The 20835-nt window shown below is 62.3% G+C and carries 23 protein-coding genes; 14 read left to right on the forward strand and 9 right to left on the reverse strand.

Features of this window, described 5'->3' with window-relative positions; translation table 11 throughout:
• Positions 1-118: 118 nt before the first annotated feature.
• Together EGJ22_RS11400 and EGJ22_RS11410 are read left to right on the forward strand one after the other, a co-directional pair.
• A complete protein-coding gene (locus EGJ22_RS11400) occupies positions 119-607 on the forward strand; it encodes a glycoside hydrolase family protein (protein WP_029884928.1) in 489 nt (162 codons plus the stop codon).
• Positions 604-1320 carry a hypothetical protein gene (locus EGJ22_RS11410; protein ID WP_223809600.1) on the forward strand — a complete coding sequence of 239 codons (717 nt, stop codon included), beginning with the start codon at positions 604-606 and terminating at the stop codon, positions 1318-1320. Before EGJ22_RS11400 ends, EGJ22_RS11410 begins: the two co-directional genes overlap by 4 nt.
• Before the next feature lie 278 nt (positions 1321-1598).
• On the opposite strand, the gene EGJ22_RS11415 is transcribed toward EGJ22_RS11410, so the two are convergent.
• Genes EGJ22_RS11415 through EGJ22_RS11425 form a run of 3 tightly spaced genes read right to left on the reverse strand, consistent with a single transcriptional unit; the run spans position 1599 to position 3740 of the window.
• On the reverse strand, positions 1599-2117 hold the full coding sequence (locus EGJ22_RS11415; protein WP_029884929.1) for a carboxymuconolactone decarboxylase family protein: 519 nt from the start codon (positions 2115-2117) through the stop codon (positions 1599-1601).
• A gap of 38 nt (positions 2118-2155) precedes the next feature.
• Positions 2156-2920, reverse strand: coding sequence for an SDR family oxidoreductase (locus EGJ22_RS11420; RefSeq protein ID WP_029884930.1), 765 nt, complete (start codon positions 2918-2920; stop codon positions 2156-2158).
• Between the two features lie 25 nt (positions 2921-2945).
• Positions 2946-3740, reverse strand: a complete 795-nt coding sequence (locus EGJ22_RS11425; RefSeq protein WP_029884931.1) for an SDR family oxidoreductase — start codon at positions 3738-3740, stop codon at positions 2946-2948.
• Between the two features lie 105 nt (positions 3741-3845).
• Between EGJ22_RS11425 and EGJ22_RS11430 the strand changes: the two genes are divergently transcribed.
• The 3 genes from EGJ22_RS11430 to EGJ22_RS11440 all read left to right on the forward strand — a co-directional run bounded on the left by EGJ22_RS11430 (position 3846) and on the right by EGJ22_RS11440 (position 6147).
• Positions 3846-4790 (forward strand): GlxA family transcriptional regulator, encoded by a 945-nt coding sequence (locus EGJ22_RS11430; RefSeq protein ID WP_029884932.1) that lies wholly within the window; start codon positions 3846-3848, stop codon positions 4788-4790.
• A gap of 245 nt (positions 4791-5035) precedes the next feature.
• Positions 5036-5728 carry a lipopolysaccharide kinase InaA family protein gene (locus tag EGJ22_RS11435; protein ID WP_223809599.1) on the forward strand — a complete coding sequence of 231 codons (693 nt, stop codon included), beginning with the start codon at positions 5036-5038 and terminating at the stop codon, positions 5726-5728.
• Between the two features lie 155 nt (positions 5729-5883).
• Entirely contained in the window at positions 5884-6147 is a 264-nt protein-coding gene (locus EGJ22_RS11440; RefSeq protein ID WP_009685869.1) for a hypothetical protein, read from the forward strand.
• 59 nt (positions 6148-6206) lie between these two features.
• On the opposite strand, the gene EGJ22_RS11445 is transcribed toward EGJ22_RS11440, so the two are convergent.
• Complete coding sequence (locus EGJ22_RS11445; RefSeq protein WP_009685868.1) at positions 6207-6569, reverse strand: YceK/YidQ family lipoprotein; 363 nt, start codon at positions 6567-6569, stop codon at positions 6207-6209.
• A gap of 377 nt (positions 6570-6946) precedes the next feature.
• On the opposite strand from EGJ22_RS11445, the gene EGJ22_RS11450 reads away from it, so the two are divergent.
• The gene (locus tag EGJ22_RS11450; RefSeq protein WP_009685866.1) at positions 6947-7345 is read left to right on the forward strand and encodes an NUDIX domain-containing protein; all 399 of its coding nucleotides are present in this window, start codon (positions 6947-6949) and stop codon (positions 7343-7345) included.
• 258 nt (positions 7346-7603) lie between these two features.
• Complete coding sequence (locus tag EGJ22_RS11455; RefSeq protein ID WP_029884935.1) at positions 7604-7903, forward strand: hypothetical protein; 300 nt, start codon at positions 7604-7606, stop codon at positions 7901-7903.
• A 20-nt stretch (positions 7904-7923) separates the two neighbouring features.
• Here EGJ22_RS11455 and EGJ22_RS11460 read toward each other — a convergent pair whose 3' ends face one another.
• Together EGJ22_RS11460 and EGJ22_RS11465 are read right to left on the reverse strand one after the other, a co-directional pair.
• Positions 7924-8646, reverse strand: coding sequence for a FadR/GntR family transcriptional regulator (locus EGJ22_RS11460; RefSeq protein ID WP_009685864.1), 723 nt, complete (start codon positions 8644-8646; stop codon positions 7924-7926).
• A gap of 178 nt (positions 8647-8824) precedes the next feature.
• The gene (locus EGJ22_RS11465; RefSeq protein ID WP_029884936.1) at positions 8825-10558 is read right to left on the reverse strand and encodes an IlvD/Edd family dehydratase; all 1734 of its coding nucleotides are present in this window, start codon (positions 10556-10558) and stop codon (positions 8825-8827) included.
• A 185-nt stretch (positions 10559-10743) separates the two neighbouring features.
• Between EGJ22_RS11465 and EGJ22_RS11470 the strand changes: the two genes are divergently transcribed.
• From EGJ22_RS11470 to EGJ22_RS11495, 6 genes are all read left to right on the forward strand, one after another.
• Positions 10744-12051, forward strand: a complete 1308-nt coding sequence (locus EGJ22_RS11470) for an MFS transporter (RefSeq protein ID WP_029884937.1) — start codon at positions 10744-10746, stop codon at positions 12049-12051.
• A gap of 31 nt (positions 12052-12082) precedes the next feature.
• On the forward strand, positions 12083-13072 hold the full coding sequence (araD1, locus tag EGJ22_RS11475; protein ID WP_064314427.1) for an AraD1 family protein: 990 nt from the start codon (positions 12083-12085) through the stop codon (positions 13070-13072).
• Positions 13073-13107: 35 nt separating this feature from the next.
• Positions 13108-14682: an aldehyde dehydrogenase (NADP(+)) gene (locus tag EGJ22_RS11480; RefSeq protein ID WP_029886986.1), complete on the forward strand. Its 1575-nt coding sequence runs from the start codon at positions 13108-13110 to the stop codon at positions 14680-14682.
• Between the two features lie 150 nt (positions 14683-14832).
• Complete coding sequence (gene glsB / locus EGJ22_RS11485) at positions 14833-15741, forward strand: glutaminase B (protein WP_009685859.1); 909 nt, start codon at positions 14833-14835, stop codon at positions 15739-15741.
• A gap of 116 nt (positions 15742-15857) precedes the next feature.
• Positions 15858-16931 (forward strand): aldo/keto reductase, encoded by a 1074-nt coding sequence (locus EGJ22_RS11490; RefSeq protein WP_029886987.1) that lies wholly within the window; start codon positions 15858-15860, stop codon positions 16929-16931.
• Positions 16932-17210: 279 nt separating this feature from the next.
• Positions 17211-17435 carry a hypothetical protein gene (locus tag EGJ22_RS11495; RefSeq protein WP_029886988.1) on the forward strand — a complete coding sequence of 75 codons (225 nt, stop codon included), beginning with the start codon at positions 17211-17213 and terminating at the stop codon, positions 17433-17435.
• Positions 17436-17484: 49 nt separating this feature from the next.
• On the opposite strand, the gene EGJ22_RS11500 is transcribed toward EGJ22_RS11495, so the two are convergent.
• The 3 genes from EGJ22_RS11500 to EGJ22_RS11510 all read right to left on the reverse strand — a co-directional run bounded on the left by EGJ22_RS11500 (position 17485) and on the right by EGJ22_RS11510 (position 19771).
• Positions 17485-18249 (reverse strand): hypothetical protein, encoded by a 765-nt coding sequence (locus EGJ22_RS11500; RefSeq protein ID WP_029886989.1) that lies wholly within the window; start codon positions 18247-18249, stop codon positions 17485-17487.
• A 179-nt stretch (positions 18250-18428) separates the two neighbouring features.
• Complete coding sequence (locus EGJ22_RS11505; protein ID WP_029886990.1) at positions 18429-19199, reverse strand: SDR family NAD(P)-dependent oxidoreductase; 771 nt, start codon at positions 19197-19199, stop codon at positions 18429-18431.
• Positions 19200-19300: 101 nt separating this feature from the next.
• Positions 19301-19771, reverse strand: coding sequence for a MarR family winged helix-turn-helix transcriptional regulator (locus EGJ22_RS11510; protein ID WP_029886991.1), 471 nt, complete (start codon positions 19769-19771; stop codon positions 19301-19303).
• A 198-nt stretch (positions 19772-19969) separates the two neighbouring features.
• On the opposite strand from EGJ22_RS11510, the gene EGJ22_RS11515 reads away from it, so the two are divergent.
• The gene (locus EGJ22_RS11515) at positions 19970-20800 is read left to right on the forward strand and encodes a p-hydroxycinnamoyl CoA hydratase/lyase (protein WP_009685852.1); all 831 of its coding nucleotides are present in this window, start codon (positions 19970-19972) and stop codon (positions 20798-20800) included.
• The last annotated feature ends 35 nt before the right edge of the window (positions 20801-20835 follow it).

The raw sequence follows: 20835 nt of genomic DNA on the forward strand, positions 1-20835 counted from the left end.
CAACAATCCTTTTTTCATATCCTGCCTCGCACATAAGTCAATGCAGATTTGACGATTTAGCAGCCTAAAAGACACATTCATGCCCGCCAAGTGCGGGCTTCCTTTTGCTTGGAGAACCATGGCCAGACTCACCGAATCCCAGGCCGGAGGCGCGAATGTGCTCCGGTTTCTGGATCTGATCGCCTTTTCAGAAGGCACATCTACCGTCAAAGGCAGTGATGATGGCTACAACGTGGTGTACGGCGGTGGGCTGTTTCAAGGCTATGCCGATCACCCGCGCCGCAAGCTGACTTTTCCCATAAACGGCAAGCCGGTCACCAGCACGGCCGCCGGACGGTATCAGTTGCTCGAGCGCTACTGGGACGCTTACCGCGTGAGCCTGAGGCTGTCCGGCGGATTCGCTCCGGAAAACCAGGACCGGGTAGCGCTGCAGCAGATCAGGGAGCGCCGCGCCCTCGACGATGTCAAAGCCGACCGCATCCAGGAGGCGATCGCCAAGTGCTCGAACATTTGGGCCAGCTTTCCGGGCAACAGCTATGGGCAAAACCCGCACTGCCTGGACAAGTTGCTCGAGCGCTGGGTAGAGCTCGGCGGAGCGCTGGCATGAACTGGCTGGCCGCTGTGCCTGCCTGGTGCTGGTGGTTGATCGCGCTGGTGCTGGTCGCTGGCGGACAGCAGTACCGCGTGGTGGTCGCCCAGGGCGAGACGGCCGAGGCCCGAACCGAACTGTCAGATTACCGCCTGCAGGTAGCTGAGCGCGACCGGCGCGCCGCGGCCCAGGCCAGAACCGAAGAACAATGGGGTGAAAAGCGTTACGAGCAAGGCCTGCACGTGCAGTACCCAGGCGAGGAATACCCGCGCCCAGAATTCTTCGTGCAGATGATCGCCTACAACAAGGACCGCCAGCGCCCGTCCACCGACCCAAAACGTGGTGAATCGCCGATTCCGGTGCTGTACGACAGCCGTCAGGCCTACATCATTTTTGAAGACGGCTCGCGTCTGAATGCGCGGCCCGAGGTGTACGTGGGCCTCAACGATATCTACGACTATCCCTCAGTGAATGAGCGGGCTGCCAGGCCGTCCCCGTACGACATCAACAGCGATGAAGTGCACCGGATGATTCCCAAGCTCACCAACAACAACCGCTACGGCTCGGCGTATGTGATCTTCCAGACGGACAAGCTAAAGGCTGATTCCAAGTGGACCATTCACCTGGGCAGTTTGCAGGTGCAGGGGCGCACAGTGGCGATTCCGCCACTGCAGTTGTGTTATCACCCGGTGAAGAAATGGATCGGCATTGAGCCGCTGATGAAGCCGTGAACCTTCGGCAAGATTGGCTTGGTGAAGTATTGCTGGCAGGCGAACGGGGAAATTTTGTCAGGAGTGCTGATTTTTTTCTTGAGTTTGGCATTGCTGAACGGGGCTGGTGAGCCGGGGACCGCTTTGCGGTCCGGTCGCGACGCAAGGCCGCTCCTACAGTAGAGCGTGCGTGCTTCATGGCGGTGTCTGAGGGGGAGGGCGGGTAAGGCAACCAGCCTTGGTGCAGTGGCTGATCGCCTCAGGCGGGGGCGCAGAGGTCGCTTGAGTAAGGTGGCAGATCAGGTCGCTTTCGGTGGAAAGTCGATGTCTGTTTGCGCCACGTTGTTCAGGTAGTTCGTCAACGTCAGCAGCGAGACTTGCGCGATCACGTCGACGATTTTTGCATCGTCCAACCCTGCTTCCCGTGCGTTCGAGAGCTGCTCGTCACTCACTTGGCCGCGGCTGAGCGTTGTAGCCCGAGCCAGTGCAGCGACTGCATTCAGCGTGCCGGCCCGCGCTGCCAGCAGGTCATCAGCGCTCAGTCCGGTCTTCCCACCGAAGAAGCTGTGAGCCGCGACGCAATAGTCGCATCCATTAACTTCAGAAGCCGCCAGTGCCGCCACTTCACGTTCGGCCGGTGTGAGGCTGTTCCTGCTCAGCGCTTGTGACAGCGCGAGATAGCCTGCCAAGGCTGCTGGCGAGTGAGCCAGGGTAGCGAAAGCGTTGGGGAGGAAACCCAAGCCTTTTTCAATGCCCTGAAGGGCAGTGCGCGCAGCGGCTGGCGTTTGGTCAAGGGGCAAAGCAGCAATTCGGGTCATGATTTTGCTTCCTTCCAGGTTGTCCAATGCGTGCCTGTTCAGGCCACAGGGATAGGGTTGTCGGCCAGCGCCTGGTTGAACTGGTTGATCAGTTCGTGCTCGTTTGGCCCTTGGTTGGCGCGCAGTGGCACGACGCGGTCAACCAGTACTTCGGTTGTTGCTGTCTCCAGTTTTTCCAGGGTTTCCTGGATAAAGTCGTCCAGCGGCATGGCGCGTTCATCACCACTTTTGTGGATCAGATCGGTGTCGACCCACGGCGGTGCTATTTCCAGCACCTTGACGCTGGTAGCGCGCAGGGCAAAACGTTGCGACAGCGAGTAGGAGTGAATCGCGGCTTTGGTTGCCGAGTAGAGGGCTGTCGCCGCCAGTGGCAGATAGGCCAGCACCGAGCTGTTGTTGATGATGAAGGCATCAGGCTGGCGCTTGAGGTGTTCGACAAACGCGGCGCTAACACGCACCGGGCCCAACAGGTTGGTCTGCAGCAGCCGTACAGCCTGCTCATCGTCAAGATCGCCGGAGCCTGGGTAGTCGAAAGGCATGATGCCGGCATTGTTGATGATGACGTTCAGCGAGGGATGGCGACGGATAACCTCCTGTGCCACATCCTTGATTTGCTGGGGGTCATTGATATCCAGCTGAACGGTGTCGATGCCGGGATGGGAGCTGGCGATTTCATCCAGCAACGATTGGCGTCGGCCCGCGATGATGACCTTGTTTCCACGCTGGTGGAACGCTTCGGCCAGCGCGCGGCCGATGCCCGAGGTACCGCCAGTAATGAAGAGGGTGTTGGCGCTGGTTTTCATGATTTGTTTCCTTTCAATGGATTGATCAAACGCCGTAACGCGGGGCGAGTTTGTTGCTGGAGAGGTGCCCGAACAGCGCCGTGCGGCTGCTTTCGTACCGCTCGAAATGCTGTATGTCCTGCATGGCCGGGATGGAGATCAGCACACCGTTGTCGAAGTCTTGAAGGGCGCCACTTACCAGGTCGCTTGCCGACATCACGATGTTGGGATCAAGGTTCTCGACGGGCAGCCCCCCGATCTCCCAGAAGTCGGTAGCCGTAGCGCCTGGCAACACCGCCTGAACCTTGATGCCCTGGTCTGCCAGCTCTTTGTGCAGTGACTGTGTGAAGGCCGTGACGTACGCTTTGCTTGCGCCGTACACGCCATTGAGCAATTCCGGTGCCAGGCTGACGATCGATGAAATATTGATGATCGCGCCCTGTTGGCGAGCGATGAAGCCTGGAACTGTGGCGTAAGTCAGCCGAGTGAGTGCAGTAACGTTGAGGCTGATCATCTCGGCCATGCGCTCGACGTCGCTGTCCAGCAAACGGGTGTGTGTGCCGATGCCGGCGTTGTTGACCAACAGGTTGATGCTGGCGTCTTCGCGCAATTTGCGTTCAACTCGCGTCAGGTCCGCTGGGTTGGCCAGGTCAGCGGGGAAGACTTCGACGCTCTGCTGAGTCTGGTTGGTGATGCGGCTGGCAAGCGCGTTCAGGCGGTCACGATTGCGGGCGACCAGTACCAGGTCATAGCCACGTTGGGCCAGGCGGTCTGCAAAAATGGCGCCGATGCCGGTGGATGCGCCTGTGATCAGGGCGGTGCCTTTGTATTCCTGAGTCATGGTCGAGCTCCGTGGGTTGGGGGTGGAGCCATGATGCAAAAAAACAGAGTTGTCTTAAATGACGCTTATAGTCATGTTTTAGGACATTGCTAATGGAGCAGGGTCATGCATCGAATCGGCTACTTGGTCACAGACGGATTTCAGGTCATGTCACTGGCCACCCAGGCGGTTTTTGAGTTCGCGAACCTGGTCGCGGGCGAGCCTGTGTACCGGATCCAGAACTATTCGGTATCGGGCGGGATCATTCGGTCCTCCCTGGGCATGCACATCGACACGCTGGCATTGGATGCCCCAGGGCTTGCAGATAGCTGGATGATCACTGGGACACTCACGCCGCTTACGCCACCCTCTGCCCAGGTGCTGTCGAGCGTGCAGGGGTTTGCCCAGAGCGCCAGGCGCATCGCGGGCATCTGCACCGGCGCTTTCGTCCTGGCTCAAGCAGGTGTGCTCGATAACCGGCGCGCGACTACCCACTGGGCCTATGCCAAAGCGCTTCAAAGCATGCACCCGAGCATTGGGGTGGAAGAGGATCGGATCTTCATTGTGGACGGCCCTGTCTGGACCTCTGCGGGAATGACCGCAGGTCTGGACATGGCAATGGGGATGGTGGAGAAGGATTTGGGGGCGGAGGTTGCCAAGTCGGTAGCTCATAGGCTCGTCATGCACCAGCGCCGGTCGGGGGGGCAATCCCAGCACTCTGAGTTGCTTGCCCTGGCGCCCAAGTCTGATCGCATTCAAAGCGCTCTGGACTATGCAAGCAAGCATTTGAACAGGGCGTTGAGTGTTGAAGAGCTCGCAGAGGTTGCGCACCTGAGCCCAAGGCAATTCACCCGGGTGTTCACCGCCGAAACCGGGCAGTCCCCTGCAAAAGCGGTGGAAAGCCTACGGCTGGAGGCCGCTCGGCTAATGATCGAACAGAGTCGCCACAGCCTGGACACGGTCGCAAGGGAAACCGGGTTCAGGGATCGTCGACACATGCGTGAGGTATTTATCCGAGGTTTTGGTGTGCCCCCGCAAGCCGTGCGCCGCGATGCGAGGCGGATCGGATAGGCACGCCACCTGAACGATGTGATTTGGCCGCGATCGAACCTCCAGGGCCTGGTCTGGCTTCATCGCTCGCAAGCAAGCGCATGCTGCACAGGCCACGAGCTCTCCAGCCGCAGCTCGTAAGTGTTGGCCGAATGGATAGGTGTTGTGTCAGTTCTGCCACCCTGATTTCCCTTCGATTTCCATATACTTTCACTGTTGTTTTCAAGATATTTCAGCCGAATTGGCGCCAGGCGTTAAGGTGTTCCGTGACTGCAAATCCAACCGATGTGAAGCTTGGCGAGTTACTGCTGGCTGATGTTCTCAACGCTCCAGGCGTGTGGGTAGAGCCGCCTAATGTCCGCAGGGGAGGTGAGAGCGGTGTATTGCGGGTGGAGCTGGGTGGGCTGACCTTCTACAAAAAGCAGCAGGTCGGGCATGTCTATCGAAGCCTGCGCCACCCTTTCGGCCACCCAACCGTTGCACGCGAGGCAAAGGCTGTGCGTGCTGCAACAGCGCTGGGGGTTGGTACGCCCGAGCTTGTGTACAGCCATATTCATAAACACCAGGGAGAGTGGCAGGCCGTGATGGTCACGGCGGCGCTGGAGGGCTACGTGTCGCTCGAAGACTTCCGTGCCCGGCAGCTGGAAAAAACGCTAGGGCATCATCGCTATCTCGAAATTCTTGAAGCCTATGGCCGAGCACTTGGCAAGCTGAATCTTGGAAAGTGGCAGCACGGTTGCTTGTATCTGAAACATGTCTTCGTCGATTTCAGGGCGCCAGGCGTGGCTGTCGCCTTGCTAGACCTGGAAAAGGCCAGAAAGCGCTTCAGCGCCAAACAGGCCGCCCGCCATGACTTGCGGCAGGTCAAGCGTCGGTCAGGCTGGGATGGCGAAGAGTGGGGGGCGTTCTGCCGGGGCTACAGGCATTCGTTCGGCACAAAAGCCGATGTATTGCTTTGACAGCCCGTTGTGCTCCATGACCTGCCCACCCATCCAGCATGGATGGAAAGCCAGTAGCGACTTCCCTGGTTGCATAGTACGGTCCGCCTTCAACAACCCCCCGGTGCGTTGTCGCCAATCCCACGGACCGGGACTCTCATGACCTGGGAGGTCGAATGGAAGTCGCTCGAAAGATCAGCCAACAAGCATTGGATAACGCTCTGGTAGCCTTCGCACGCTACAAAATCGGAGAAATCAAAATCTTCGACCTGGAACAGGCGATGAGCTTCGAAGCGGGCGAAGCCCTATCCGAAAGCGGTCTGGTCCAGTTCACAATCGCCAAGATGGCGTCTGGCCGGTATCGCATCAGCGATGAAGGGGAGAACGCCATCACACAGGCTGGTCGGGATCGCCTCGAGGCCATCCGCGGCAGATCCTGATCTATCCAGCGTCGAGATGGCCGCAGTGTTGTACTACGGCCGTTCGCCTGGCGCACCGCTCACTCCTGCGCAAGGCTGGTTTGAGCCGGTGCCTGGGGCATTTGTGGGTTTATGCTAGGCACAACCATGTTGCCGAGTTTGTATTGCTGGTAACTGGTGTAGGGCAGCATAACGGTGTCCGCAATGCCCGACATCGCCATATCGACCAGAATCTGGTACGGATCTGAATGGGCTCCAGTTCTCTCAGGGCCAGTCAAATTGCAAAATTGGTAGGCTACACCGCTATACATCCGTGGAATGGCTGGGCAATAGGAGTTCCACTCAGCCAGATCGCCCACTGCCTTTGACTCATTCGATACCGTACGCACGGTTCCACATCCGCTTATCACCGCTGCGATGATGATCCCGATCCATGGCCTCATGATGCTGTCTCCTCTTCAATGGCCAGCCATTGTGCATCAGCTCTATTCGTCGCTTGCACGTACAAGGTTAGTGATCATACCTCGTTCGTTTCTGACGCTTCTGGATCACCTCAGGGCACGCCATGCCAGCAAGGCCCGCGACTTCTATTTCTTGCAGGCAAAAGAAAGCCCGCTGCTAGTCGGGCTAGAGGTGTTTCACATGGGGATGGCTTAATTGTCCCTCTGCAGGCGTGAAAATGAGGTGAAAATAACGTGCTCAGCCTGTGATTTGTGCCGTTCAGGGTGAACGAGTCGTCACCGAAGTGAGTCTTCAGGAAGCAAGTCTCTATTGGCTGCAACGATACGGACATGGACCTACTGACGAGCTGAGTGTGTGTATGCGGGACAAGAAGGCGCGCGGAGCCAAGATCAAAGACAGGGCAACGGTCCTCTGCCTGCGCAGTGGCAGGATCTTGCTGGTACGAAAAAAAAGCGGGAAGTGGAACTTCCCCGGCGGCGCTATCGAACCGGGCGAGTCGCCTGTTGCAGCGGCTGCGCGGGAGCTGCAAGAGGAAACGTCCATTGAAGGCCACGGTCTCTTTCACCTGTGCACCCTTCAGCTGGGGTCAACCATTCACCATGTGTTCACTACGCATGTCGATGATCAGGAAAAACCCGTGGCTCGCAATGAAATCGTGGCCTGCAAATGGGTGCTCAGAGACAAGCTGAGCCCAGCTATTCTCAATGCTAGGGCCGCTGAGCTGCTATCAAGCCAACTGCCTGCGTTGACCGCTTAGTTACTTCAGCGCAGCGGCATCGCGCCTGGTCTCATCTTTCTCACATCTTGCTCATCATTGGCCTCCAGCAGGTTGCCAGGGCTGAGCGTGCACGCAGCGCACACAGGCCGGTTGACGGTAGATCATGGCAAATGCGGCTGATAAATAATTGCAGCACATACGCACGCTCGGCGGTCGATCCAGTTATATCGGTTTAATCCCAAAGTAGGGTAAGCCGCACGGCTTGGGGTACAGCCAATTTCGATCGCTGGAGGCGCTATGCGGATGAGGGGTAACGTGTATTGGGCGTGGGTCGACCCTGCGCTGAACCATCGCAGCCATGAAGAGACCCTGGCAGACGGCAGCCGGATAGATGTACAGGTCAGGCTTTCGCGCAGCGGGACCACGCAGATGTTCCTGGGGGTGTATGCCCGTTCCGGGATGGCATTGCACGAAGAGGCCTACGACTGCTGGCCGAAGCGTTCATTGGTTCGTGCCTTGGCATGGGGCAGCATGCGTGCGCGGCAGATAGCCGAAACAGGGGTGTCTGCCGTGCCCCCCAAGGCCGCCCTGCAATAAGCACCCGACGGCCTTCTGCCTTAGCTGGTCGGGTCCTGCCCCAGTACTTTGCTCAGCGCCACGCGGGCATCCTCAAGCTGTACCAGCGAGGCATGGCGTGCACCGAGTGCGTCGCCATTCTGGATGGCGGTCAAAATGGCCTTGTGCCGGGGCAGGGCGAGCTGGTCGAAGTTTGGCCGCTGGTTGGAATAGCGCACTGATTCGCGCAGGGCCATGGACAACATGTTGCACAGGTAGGCCAGCAGGTCATTATGGGTGGCGTCGGCGATGCGTGCGTGAAAGTCCAGGTCCGGTTGCAGCCGCTCTTCATGGGTGCGCGCGGCTTCCATGCGTTGATACGCTTCGCTGATCGACTGCACATCTTCGGCCGTAGCGTTGGTGGCGGCCAGCGCGGCGGCAGCGGGCTCGATGACCCAGCGTACGCTGGACAAGGTATTGAAAAAGTCCTTCTGCGGCGTGGCCTGCATCAGCCAGTGCAGCACGTCTGGGTCAAGCATGTGCCAGTCATGGCGCGGCCGCACCAGGGTACCGACCCGGGGGCGGGCTTCGACCAGGCCTTTGGCAGTCAGCGCACGCATCGCTTCGCGGAACACGGGCCGGCTGATCGCGTAGCTTTCGCACAGGCTGGCCTCGTTGGGCAGCTTCTGCCCGGGCGCGAGTTGGCCAGAGACGATCTGCAGGCCGAGGTCCTGTACCAAAGTGGTGTGCATGCTCTTGCGCGTGGAGGGCTGGCGGTAGTTCATGGGGGGCGCGGGTGGTCCTTCAAGCGGGGGGAGCATCATAGCATCAGTGAATGGGCGGCGGCCTTTTGACGAGGTCGCAGCAGTTTGGCTTGGTTCGGCGGGAAACAGCGTGGTGGGTGGAACGGGCTTCGCCGATGTTCGCGGCTGAGCCCGCTCCTTCATTGCAGGGTGCGGCTGGTCAGTGGGAGTGCTTGGGCACCGCTGCCCCTCGGCAGCCCACCAGGAAGTCGAAATCGCAGCCTTCATCGGCCTGCATCACATGGTCCAGGTACAGCTTGGCATACCCGCCAGTGATCAACTGCGGCGGGGCTTGCAGGTCGGCAAGCCGGCCGGCAAGTTCCTCGGCGCTGATATCCAGGTGCAGCCGGCCCTCCTTGCAGTCCAGTTCGATCCAGTCACCTTCCCGCACTGCGGCCAATGGCCCGCCTGCTGCGGCCTCGGGCGCCACATGGAGTACCACGGTGCCGTAGGCAGTGCCGCTCATGCGTGCGTCCGAAATACGCACCATGTCGGTTACGCCCTGGGCCAGCAACTTCGCCGGCAGGCCCATGTTGCCGACTTCGGCCATGCCCGGGTAGCCCTTGGGCCCGCAGTACTTCATCACCAGTACCGAATTGGCGTCTACATCCAGTTCAGGGTCGTTGATGCGGGCCTTGTAGTCTTCGAAGTTTTCGAACACCACGGCGCGGCCACGGTGCTGCATCAGCGCCGGGGTGGCGGCTGACGGTTTGAGCACCGCGCCCTTGGGCGCCAGGTTGCCACGCAAGATGCAGATACCGCCATCGGCCACCAGTGGGTTGGCCAGCGGGCGTATCACTGCTTCGTCATATAACGGCGCGGCCTGGCAGTTGGCCCACAGGCTGTTGCCGTTGGCCGTCAGCGCGCCGGGGTTGGGCAGCAGGCCATGTTCGCCCAGGCGGCGGATGACCGCGGGCAAGCCACCGGCGTAATAGAACTCTTCCATCAGGAAGCGGCCCGATGGCTGCAGGTCGACCAAGGTCGGTGTCCCGCGGCCAACGCGGGTCCAGTCTTCCAGTTGCAGGTCTACGCCAATGCGCCCGGCAATCGCCTTCAGGTGGATAACGGCGTTGGTCGAGCCGCCGATGGCGGCGTTGACGCGAATCGCGTTCTCGAAGGCTTCGCGGGTGAGGATTTTCGACAGGCGCAGGTCTTCGCGAACCATATCGACAATGCGCATGCCGGAAAGGTGGGCAAGGACATAGCGGCGGGCATCCACTGCCGGGATGGCGGCATTGTGGGGCAGGGAGGTGCCCAGCGCTTCGGCCATGCAGGCCATGGTCGAGGCGGTGCCCATGGTGTTGCAGGTGCCCGCCGAGCGCGACATGCCAGCTTCGGCGGAAAGGAACTCGTTGAGGTCGATCTGGCCGGCCTTGTAGGCCTCGTGCATCTGCCAGACGATGGTGCCGGCGCCAATGTCCTTGCCCTTGTGCTTGCCGTTGAGCATCGGCCCGCCGGTCACCACGATCGCCGGCACGTCGCAGCTGGCAGCGCCCATCAGCAGCGCCGGGGTGGTCTTGTCGCAGCCTGTCAGCAGCACCACGGCGTCCACCGGGTTGCCGCGGATCGCTTCCTCCACATCCATGCTCGCCAGGTTGCGGGTGAGCATGGCGGTGGGGCGCAGGTTGGACTCGCCGCTGGAAAACACCGGGAACTCCACCGGGAAGCCGCCAGCCTCCAGCACGCCTTTTTTCACATGCTCGGCAATTTTGCGGAAATGCGCGTTACACGGCGTCAACTCCGACCAGGTGTTGCAGATGCCGATGATCGGCTTGCCCTGGAATTCATGGTCCGGAATGCCCTGGTTCTTCATCCAGCTGCGGTACATGAAGCCGTTCTTGTCGGCGGTTCCGAACCATTGGGCAGAGCGCAGGGGGCGTTTGGCGTCAGACATATCGGGAGACCTTATTAGTATTACTATTTATCGTTTATTGCCTAACTGTACTGCGTGAAATCGCGCATGTGAAGGCTTGTCGTTCCAAATAGTATTACTATATGATCCTGTCGCCAGGTTAGCGGTCTGCCAAAAAGCCCCGGCCGGGTGCTGTGCTCATTACAAGAACAATTGGAGACATCGCCATGATTCAGGAGCAGCGGCTTGTCCGCCTGATCACACTGAAACTCATCCCTTTTCTGGTTCTGCTTTACCTGGTGGCCTACGTCGATCGTTCGGCGGTGGGCTTTGCCAAGCTGCACATGGGCGCCGACATCGGCCTGGGTGACGCGGCCTATGGCCTGGGTGCCGGGCTGTTCTTCATCGGCTATTTTCTGTTCGAAGTGCCGAGCAACCTGCTGCTCGACCGCTTTGGCGCGCGGCGCTGGTTCGCCCGCATCCTGGTGACGTGGGGTGCAATCACCATCGGCATGGCCTTCGTGACCGGGCCCAATGGCTTCTACGTGATGCGCTTCTTGCTCGGCGCCGCCGAGGCGGGCTTCTTTCCGGGGGTGCTGTACTACATAACCCAGTGGTACCCGGTGCGGCATCGCGGCAAGATCCTGGGCTTTTTCATCCTCTCGCAGCCCCTGGCCATGCTGATCACCGGGCCGCTTTCCGGCGCGCTGCTGGGGCTGGAGGGCATCTACGGCCTGCATGGCTGGCAGTGGCTGTTCATCTGCATCGGCACCCCGGCGGTGCTGCTCGCCTGGCCTACCTTGCGCCTGCTGCCGGACGGGCCTGCGCAGGTGCGCTGGCTCAGCGAGGCACAACGCAGTTGGCTGCAGGAGCAACTGGCCAACGACCTGCGTGATTTTGGCCAGACCCGCCATGGCAACCCGCTGCATGCGCTCAAGGACGGCCGCGTACTGTTGCTGGCGCTGTTCTACCTGCCGGTCACCTTGAGCATCTACGGCCTCGGCTTGTGGCTGCCAACGCTGATCCACCAGTTTGGCGGCAGCGATCTGGTCACGGGTTTCGTTTCGGCGGTGCCGTACCTGTTCGGCATCATCGGCCTGTTGATCATGCCCCGCAGCTCTGACCGCCTCAACGACCGCTACGGGCACCTGGGCCTGCTGTGTGCGCTGGGCGCCATAGGCCTGTTCCTCAGTGCCTGGCTGACGGTGCCGGTGCTGCAGTTGGCCGCGCTGTGCGTGGTGGCATTTGCCCTGTTTTCCTGCACGGCCATCTTCTGGACGCTGCCTGGGCGGTTCTTTTCAGGTGCCAGCGCAGCCGCAGGCATCGCTCTGATCAACTCGATCGGCAACCTTGGCGGCTACCTGGGGCCGTTCGGTATCGGCGCGCTCAAGGAACACACCGGGCAGTTGTCTTCGGGGCTGTATTTCCTTGCCCTGGTGATGCTGTTCGGCGTGCTGCTCACCGGCGTCGTCTACAACCGCCTGGAGCGTCGCCAACGCCTGGCTTCCACGCGGGCCGCCGAAGGCGCCCGCTGAACTTTGCAACCGACAAGCGAGCACATCAACCATGCGACTGATTCAATTCGAAAGCGCCGCCGGCGCGCGCCATGTGGGCGTGGTGGAAGGCGAGTACGCCCTTGAAGTGCGGGGCGTCAGCAGCACCCGTGAGCTGGCCTTGCAGGCCATTTCCGCCGGCCGCGATCTGGCCAGTGAAGTCCGGGCCGCTGGGCTGGGTGAGCGGCACGACTACCTGGCCTTGCTGGCCCAGGGCCGTGTGCTGCCACCTTTGGACCACCCGGACCCGGCGCACTGCCTGGTCACCGGCACCGGCCTGACCCACCTGGGCAGCGCCGCCACCCGCGACAAAATGCACCAGCAACAGGCCGAAGGTACCTTGACCGATAGCATGCGCATGTTCCAGTGGGGCCTGGCGGGCGGGCGGCCGCCAGCGGGTGAGGAGGGTGCGCAGCCGGAGTGGTTCTACAAGGGCGACGGCGCGATCGTGGTGCGCCCCGGCGCCGACCTGCCGCTGCCGGCCTTTGCCGAAGACGCCGGCGAGGAGCCTGAGCTGGTCGGGCTGTACCTGATCGGCCCGGGCAATACCCCGTACCGGCTCGGCTACGCCTTGGGCAACGAGTTTTCCGACCATGTGCTGGAGCGGCGCAACTACCTGTACCTGGCGCATTCCAAGCTGCGCGCCTGCAGTTTCGGCCCGGAGCTCCGCCTGGGAGCGTTGCCAGCGCACCTCGAAGGCACCAGCCGCATTCTGCGCGATGGCCAGGTGCTGTGGAGCAAGCCGTTCCTGTCCGGCGAGCAGAACATGTGCCACAGCTTCGAGAACCTGGAGTACCACCACTTCAAATACAGCCAGTTCCTGCGCCCTGGCGATGTGCATGTGCACTATTTCGGCACCGCCACACTGTCGTTCGCCGACGGGGTGCAGGCCCGACCGGGCGATACCTTCGAAATCAGCCTCGACGCCTTTGGCCAGCCGCTGCGCAACGGCGTTGCCGCACCGCCCGGGCAGGTTCGCCCGGGGCTGGTGAAAAGCCTGTGAGGGCCAGGCCTTCTTTCTTGTTACAGGAGTCAACCATGTCTGCAAGCAATTTCATTGGCGGCCAGCGCAGCGCTGCTGGCAGCGTTCACCTGCAAAGCCTCGATGCGCGCACCGGCGAAGCCTTGCCGGGGGTCTTCACCCAGGCCACCCCTGGCGAGGTGGCCGCCGCTGCCGAGGCCGCCGAAGCGGCATTCGTCGAATACAACGGCATGGCGCCCGAGCGTCGCGCGCAGTTTCTCGATGCCATTGCCGACCAGCTGGACGCGTTGGGCGATAGCTTCATCGCCACAGTGTGCCGCGAAACGGCCTTGCCTGCTGCGCGCATCCAGGGCGAGCGCGGCCGAACCAGCAATCAGCTGCGCCTGTTTGCCAAAGTACTGCGCCGCGGCGATTACCTGGCGGCGCGCATCGACCGCGCTCAGCCACAGCGCCAGCCACTGCCACGCCCGGACTTGCGCCAGTACCGCACCGGCGTAGGGCCGGTAGCCGTGTTCGGTGCCAGCAACTTCCCCCTGGCGTTCTCCACTGCCGGCGGCGACACCGCAGCAGCGCTGGCCGCTGGCTGCTCGGTGGTGGTCAAGGCGCACAGCGGCCATATGGCCACGGCCGCGCAGGTGGGCGAGGCTATCGAGCGGGCGGCGCAGGCGACCGGCATGCCTGCCGGGGTATTCAACATGATCTACGGTAGCGGTGTGGGTGAAGCGTTGGTGCGCCACCCGGCCATCCAGGCGGTGGGGTTTACCGGTTCGCTCAAGGGCGGGCGTGCCCTGTGTGACCTGGCGGCAGCACGCCCCCAGCCGATTCCGGTGTTCGCCGAAATGAGCAGCATCAACCCCGTGCTGGTCTTGCCCGCGGCGTTGCGCGCGCGCGGCGGGCAGGTGGCCGAGGCGCTGGCGGCTTCGGTGGTGCTGGGCTGTGGGCAGTTCTGCACCAACCCCGGGCTGGTCATTGGCATTGCCGGTGAGGCATTCACCGCCTTCACTGCAACGCTGGCTGCGCAACTGGCCGACCAGCCCGCGCAAACCATGCTCAATACCGGCACCTTGCGCAGCTATGCCAGTGGCGTGCAGCGCCTGCACCAGCACCCAGGCGTGCGCCACCTGGCCGGTGCCGAGCAGGTTGGCGACCAGGCCCGGGCGCAGCTGTTCCAGGCCGATGCGAGCCTGCTGTTGAACGGTGACGAACTGCTGCAGGAAGAAGTGTTCGGGCCTGCCACGGTGCTGGTCGAAGTCGCCGACGAAGCCGAGCTGCGCCGCGCCGTGCAAGCGTTGCACGGGCAGCTCACCGCCACCCTGATCGCCGAGCCGCAAGACCTCCAGCAGTTCGCCACGCTGGTGCCGCTGCTGCAGCGCAAGGCAGGGCGCCTGCTGCTCAACGGTTACCCCACCGGTGTCGAAGTGTGCGAAGCGATGGTGCATGGTGGGCCCTACCCGGCCACCTCCGATGCTCGCGGCACCTCGGTCGGCACCTTGGCCATCGACCGCTTCCTGCGCCCGGTGTGCTTCCAGGACTACCCCGATGCGCTGCTGCCCGATGCGCTGAAAAATGCCAACCCGCTGGGGCTGCAGCGCTTGGTCGACGGCCAGCACAGCCGTGAGGCATTGATCTGACGCAGGCTTGGGCATGGCGGCGGCCCAGGCCTTGCAGGCCGAACGACGCCGACGGGGGAGTTTGTTGCCAAATGTGTGATTTCCTTCACGCACTCGGCGTCAAGAATGCGACCCCCGCCGTCGTCGAGGGGGACTGAACCAGGGCCCGCCATGCAAACGCTGTTGAACGAGATCCTTGAACAAGTACGCCCTTTGATCGGCACGGGCAAAGTTGCCGATTACATTCCTGCGCTGGCCGACGTGCCGGCCCAGCAACTGGGCATCGCCGTCTACAGCAACGATGGCAGTCACTACTGTGCGGGCGACGCCCTGGAACCGTTCTCGGTGCAGAGCATTTCCAAGGTGTTCAGCCTGGTTCAGGCGATAGGCCATTCGGGTGAAGCGATCTGGGAGCGGCTTGGCCATGAGCCGTCCGGCCAGCCATTCAACTCGCTGGTGCAGCTGGAGTTCGAGCGCGGGCGCCCGCGCAACCCGTTCATCAACGCAGGGGCCCTGGTCATCTGCGACATCAACCAGTCGCGCTTCGCTGCGCCAACCTTGTCGATGCGCGATTTCGTCCGGCGCCTGTCCGGTAACCCGCACATCCAGATCGACACCCGCGTCGCCGATTCGGAGTATCAGTTCCGCGCGCGCAATGCGGCCATGGCTTACCTGATGCAGTCGTTTGGCAACTTCCACAACGAGGTGGAAACGGTGCTGCGCAGTTACTTCAGCTACTGCGCACTGCGCATGAATTGCCTGGACTTGGCGCGGGCATTCTGCTTTCTGGCCAACGACGGCTTTTGCAAGCACAGCGGTCAGCAAATTCTCAGCCGTCGCCAGACCCAGCAGGTGAACTCGATCATGGCCACCAGTGGCCTGTATGACGAGGCAGGCAACTTCGCCTACCGGGTAGGGTTGCCGGGCAAGAGTGGCGTGGGCGGCGGCATCGTCGCCATCGTACCGGGGCAGTTCAGCGTATGCGTGTGGTCGCCGGAGCTGAATGCGGCGGGCAACTCGCTGGCCGGCATGGCCGCGCTGGAGTTGCTGAGCGCACGCATTGGCTGGTCGGTGTTCTGAATACCAGGCTGGCCTGGCGCGTGGTTGCTTGCCCCAGCCGGGTTCGGCCAACCTGATTGAACGTTTCAGCGCCATGGGCCGTCGGTATTGCATGTCTTATGCAATGGAGGTAGCCCATGAAATACCGCGCACTCGGCAACACTGGCCTGCTGGTTTCGGAGCTGGTGGTTGGCACGGTCCCGTTCGGCGGGCGTGGCGCATTCGAAAAAACCGGTAGCGTGGATGTCGACCAGGCACGGCGCATGTTCGACATGGCCTTCGATGCCGGCGTCAATCTGGTGGACACGGCCGACTTGTACTCGCACGGCCTTGCCGAAGAAATCGTTGGCCAGGCGCTGGCCCAGCGGCGCCAGTCGATCATCCTCGCGACCAAGGCGCGCAGCCCGATGGGCGACAACCCCAACGACAGCGGGGCGTCGCGTTACCACTTGATTCGCGCCTGCGAGGCCAGCCTCAAGCGCCTGGGTACCGACCATATCGACCTGTACCAGGTACACAACTGGGATGGCGTGACGCCGGTGGAGGAAACCCTGGCGGCCTTGGACCACCTGGTGCAGAGCGGGAAGATCCGCTACTTCGGCACGTCCAACTACACCGCCTGGCAAATGATGAAAACCCTCGGCTGCGCGCGCGTGAATGGCTGGCAGCAGCCGGTATCGCAGCAAATCTACTACACCCCGGAGGCGCGCGAAGCCGAGTACGAATTGCTACCCATGGCCATCGACCAAGGGGTTGCAACCTTGGTGTGGGGGCCCCTGGGCGAGGGGTTGCTGACCGGCAAGGTGCGGCGCGGGCAGCAGGCCCCCAAGGGCACCCGCCAGGGCAATGACTGGCCAGAACCCTACGTGCATGATCGCGAGCGGGCCTATGACATCATCGAAGCCTTGATCACCATCGGCCAGCGCCATGGCTGCTCGCCGGCACGGGTATGCCTGGCCTGGCTCAAGGACCGCCCCGGCATCACCAGCGTGATCACGGCGGGGCGCAGCTTCGAGCAGCTGCATGACAACTTGCAGGCGACCGAGCTGGTGCTCTTGCCAGAAGACCTGGAACAGATGGAACAGGCCACGCGGATCGCGCCCCAGTATCCCTACTGGCACCGGATCGCGGCCGAAATGGACCGCATCGACCCTGCCGAGGCGCCATTCATCGCCTTGCACCGCAAAACGATGCAGCGCCAGCAACCGTGACGAGTGCAGGTAATCGTTCAGCCACCATCGAAGAGGACACGCCCATGGCCGAGCAGCAGAAAGACCAGCAAACCCAAGTGCCAGCCCATTCCACGGAAGAAGAGAAGGCCCGGTTGAAAGACAAGAACAAGGACGGCATTCCGCCGGGCGCCGAGTAAGCGCAGGGCAGTGCCAACCTGGTGGTCGTTTGGCCCAACGGGCCAGGCGGCCGCTATTTACCTGAATTATTTTCTGCCCGACCGGTCAGGTATTGAGTCCTTGTTCAATCAAGAGGTTCTCATGCACGCCTACACGGTCCGCTATCAACTCAATGGCCAGCCTTGCACCCACACCTTCGAGCTCGAACAGCCCGAGCTTGCCCTGCACCAGGCAGCGCTGCACCTGATGGTGCTGCACTTTGGCGACGGCGAGAACAGTTTGCTGATGCCGCCCGCTGATGCCGGCCCGGACGAAATCCTGGCCCAGGCCAAGGTAATGGGGCTGACCCAAATCGACGTGGCGTGACGAAGCCCACCGGGTGAGCCCGCCACCCCTTGGCGTGGCAGGCTGAACGTCAGCGCCGCCGTAATGCGGCGGCCAGCCCTAGGGTCAGCACCACGGCACTGGCGATTGCCACGCCGATGGCAGCCGCGGCGCCCCAGGCTTGCAGCAGTGCTGCCAATACCAGGTAGAACGCGATCACCCCCACCGCGCCAATCGCATTGCCCCGCACCATCGCGGCCATCCCGGGCCGGCCATTCTGGACGTAGGCAAACACAACCAGCGGCCATGCGATTACCGGTATCGGTGCCAGCATGCCGCTGGTTGCCGGGCCCAGCCAGTCGGCCAGGCTTGTGGTCAGCATCAGCAGGCTGGTCGCCGCCACCATGCGCAGCGGTATTTCCCAGTATCGGTGCTTGGGGCGGGCCAGCATGTCCGGGCTGGGCTCGCGGCCACTGGCGCGTATCAGCACCCCGATCAGAACCAGCGCTACGGCCACCGACAGGTGCAGGTTGCCCCAGTGGGTAAATGCGTAAGCCACCAGGCCGTACGCCAGCAACGCCAGCAGCACGGCGGGTACCAGCGCTGCCCGGCGGGTGCTCCACATGAAGCAGCAGTACGTCGCCTGCACCGCCACCAGGCCGCCCAGTGCGCCAGGCACTGCAGCTACAGCAAAGGTGCTGCCCTGTTCCAGGCACAGGAAGGTCATGACCAGTGCCGAGGTAATGGGCATGCCGGACAACAGCCCGCCCAGCAGGCCGCCCCATCGGCGCGACGCCAGGGAAATGGCCCACATCAGCAAAGGGGTGACGATCAGCTTCAGATACAACAGCGTCATTGCGCGAATGGGCCCAGGCCCAGCTCGGTGTGGGTGGCCAGGGGCTGCAGCAGCATGCAATCGTTCCTTGTGCGTGGGGGCAAGCCTGCGAGCATGCGGCGGCGCAAGGGCCGGGGTCAAGGCTGTGGCGTGCCTGCAAGGTCATGCCGCGCGGGGCCGGGCCTGCGGCGCGAAGCGGCTCACCACGGGATCCGCTGGCCGTCCCACCCCCAGAAGCTGCCACTGTCGGCTGGGCCTGTCCGGCCTACCTGGTCGATCACGCACTGGGCGGCAAACGCCGGCTCGAACAACTTGCCCGGCGGCACATTGCTTTGGAACGGCCGCGACAGCGCGGTATCGGTGGTGCCTGGGTGCAGCGCCAATACCGTAGCCGCCGGGTTCAGGCGTTGCAGCTCGATACTTGCCGTGTGCAACAGCTGGTTCAGCGCCGCCTTGCTCGCGCGGTAGCTGTACCAGCCGCCCAGGCGGTTGTCGCCGATCGAGCCCACCCGCGCCGACAACGCGGCAAAGGTGGCCGGCTGCTGGCGCAGCAGGGGTAGCAGGTGCTTGAGTAGCAGAATAGGGGCGAAGGCATTGGTTACGAAGCTGGCCTGCAACCCGGCCAGGTCCAGCTGGGCCAGGGATTTTTCCGCCTTGGCGCCTTGCTGGTGCAGAATGCCCAGCGTGCTCACCACCAGGTGCAGGTGCTTGCAGCCAGCGCTGACCGTGCAGGCCAGCGCAGCAAGGGCCGCCTCGTCGCGTGCATCGCAATCCACCAGCCTCAGGCGTTGGCCGTGTGCGGCCGTCAGCGCAAGCAATGCGCTGCTACGGCTGGCACTGCGCGATACCGCCCACACCAGGTCGATATCGTCGCGGGCCAGCAAGGCCTGGCACAGTGCCAGGCCGATGCCTTGGCTGGCGCCGCCTATCAGGGCGTTGGCTTGCCCGGTCAATCCAGGGATCAGGTGCATGGGGCGCCCTCGGCACTGCGGGGTACTCCCAATGAGTACACCGGGTCATTGCAGATCATGCGCTACCGGCAGCAGCACCGCGGTAGCGCGGCTCACAGGTTTTACGCCTGGTAGATCCTGGTCAACAAGCGCAGTAATTGCTCGCGCTCCTCGTCATTCAGTGCCGCGGTCGCTTCCCGGTCGCTGTCGCTGGCGATCTGCTTCAACTCCTTAAGCAGTACTTCACCGGCTTTGCTGAGAAAAATCCCGTACGAGCGCTTGTCCGGTTTGCAGCGCACCCGTACGGCCAGGGCGCGTTCTTCCAGCTTGTTCAACAGCGGTACCACCTGGGGTGGCTCGATGGCCAGCGAGCGGGCCAAGTCCGCCTGCATCAGCCCTGGGTTCTGCTCGATCACCGCCAGTGCCGAAAATTGCGCCGGGCGCAGATCATGGGCAGCCAGCCGGCCGATAAAGTTCTGAAACAGCTTCAACTGGGCACGGCGAAGGGCATAACCGATCAAGTCTTCAAGCACGACATCCGCCCCGGAAACGGCGGTGGCAGCGGTATCGGTGGTGCGGGCAGACCTTCCCATCGGGTGAATGGCTCCTGGGGCATGGGTAATAAAGTTACCTAGTTTGCCTGCCTTGGCAGGATCCGGCTAGAGGAGGGCTGGTGAAAAAGAGCGGGGGCTGAGGTGCTGCAAAGGATAATTTTCATAATAGTTAATTGACATAACTAATTTGCTCCCTTAGCTTGAAGGCATCACCCCGAACAACAAGAGTGCAGAACCATGAGCAAATACGCAGGCCGTTGGGCTACCGTGAAAGTCGAGCTGGAGTCGGGCATTGCCTGGGTCACCCTCAATCGGCCAGAAAAACGCAACGCCATGAGCCCCACCCTGAACCGGGAAATGATCGACGTGCTGGAAACCCTGGAGCAGGACGCCGAGGCTGGCGTACTGGTCCTGACCGGTGCCGGGGAGTCGTGGACGGCCGGCATGGACCTCAAGGAGTACTTCCGCGAGGTGGACGCCGGGCCGGAAATCCTTCAGGAAAAAATCCGCCGCGATGCATCGCAGTGGCAGTGGAAGCTGCTGCGCATGTACGCCAAACCGACCATCGCCATGGTCAACGGCTGGTGTTTCGGCGGCGGTTTCAGCCCGCTGGTGGCCTGCGACCTGGCCATCTGTGCCGACGAAGCCACGTTCGGCCTGTCGGAAATCAACTGGGGCATCCCACCCGGCAACCTGGTCAGCAAGGCCATGGCCGACACCGTGGGCCACCGTCAGTCGCTGTACTACATCATGACCGGCAAGACCTTCGGTGGGGCAAAGGCGGCCGAAATGGGCCTGGTGAACGAAAGCGTGCCGTTGGCCCAACTGCGCGAAACCACCCGCGAACTGGCGCTGAACCTGCTGGAGAAAAACCCGGTGGTGCTGCGTGCCGCCAAGAACGGCTTCAAGCGTTGCCGCGAACTGACCTGGGAGCAGAACGAAGACTACCTGTACGCCAAGCTCGACCAGTCCCGCCTGCTGGACACCGAGGGGGGGCGCGAGCAGGGCATGAAGCAGTTCCTCGACGACAAGAGCATCAAGCCAGGCCTGCAGGCTTACAAGCGTTGAGTGCCAGCGGGCCGTGCCGCCCCTGGCGGCAGTCC

The sequence above is a fragment of the Pseudomonas sp. p99-361 genome, assembly GCF_003935475.1.
Taxonomy (GTDB): domain Bacteria; phylum Pseudomonadota; class Gammaproteobacteria; order Pseudomonadales; family Pseudomonadaceae; genus Aquipseudomonas; species Aquipseudomonas juntendi.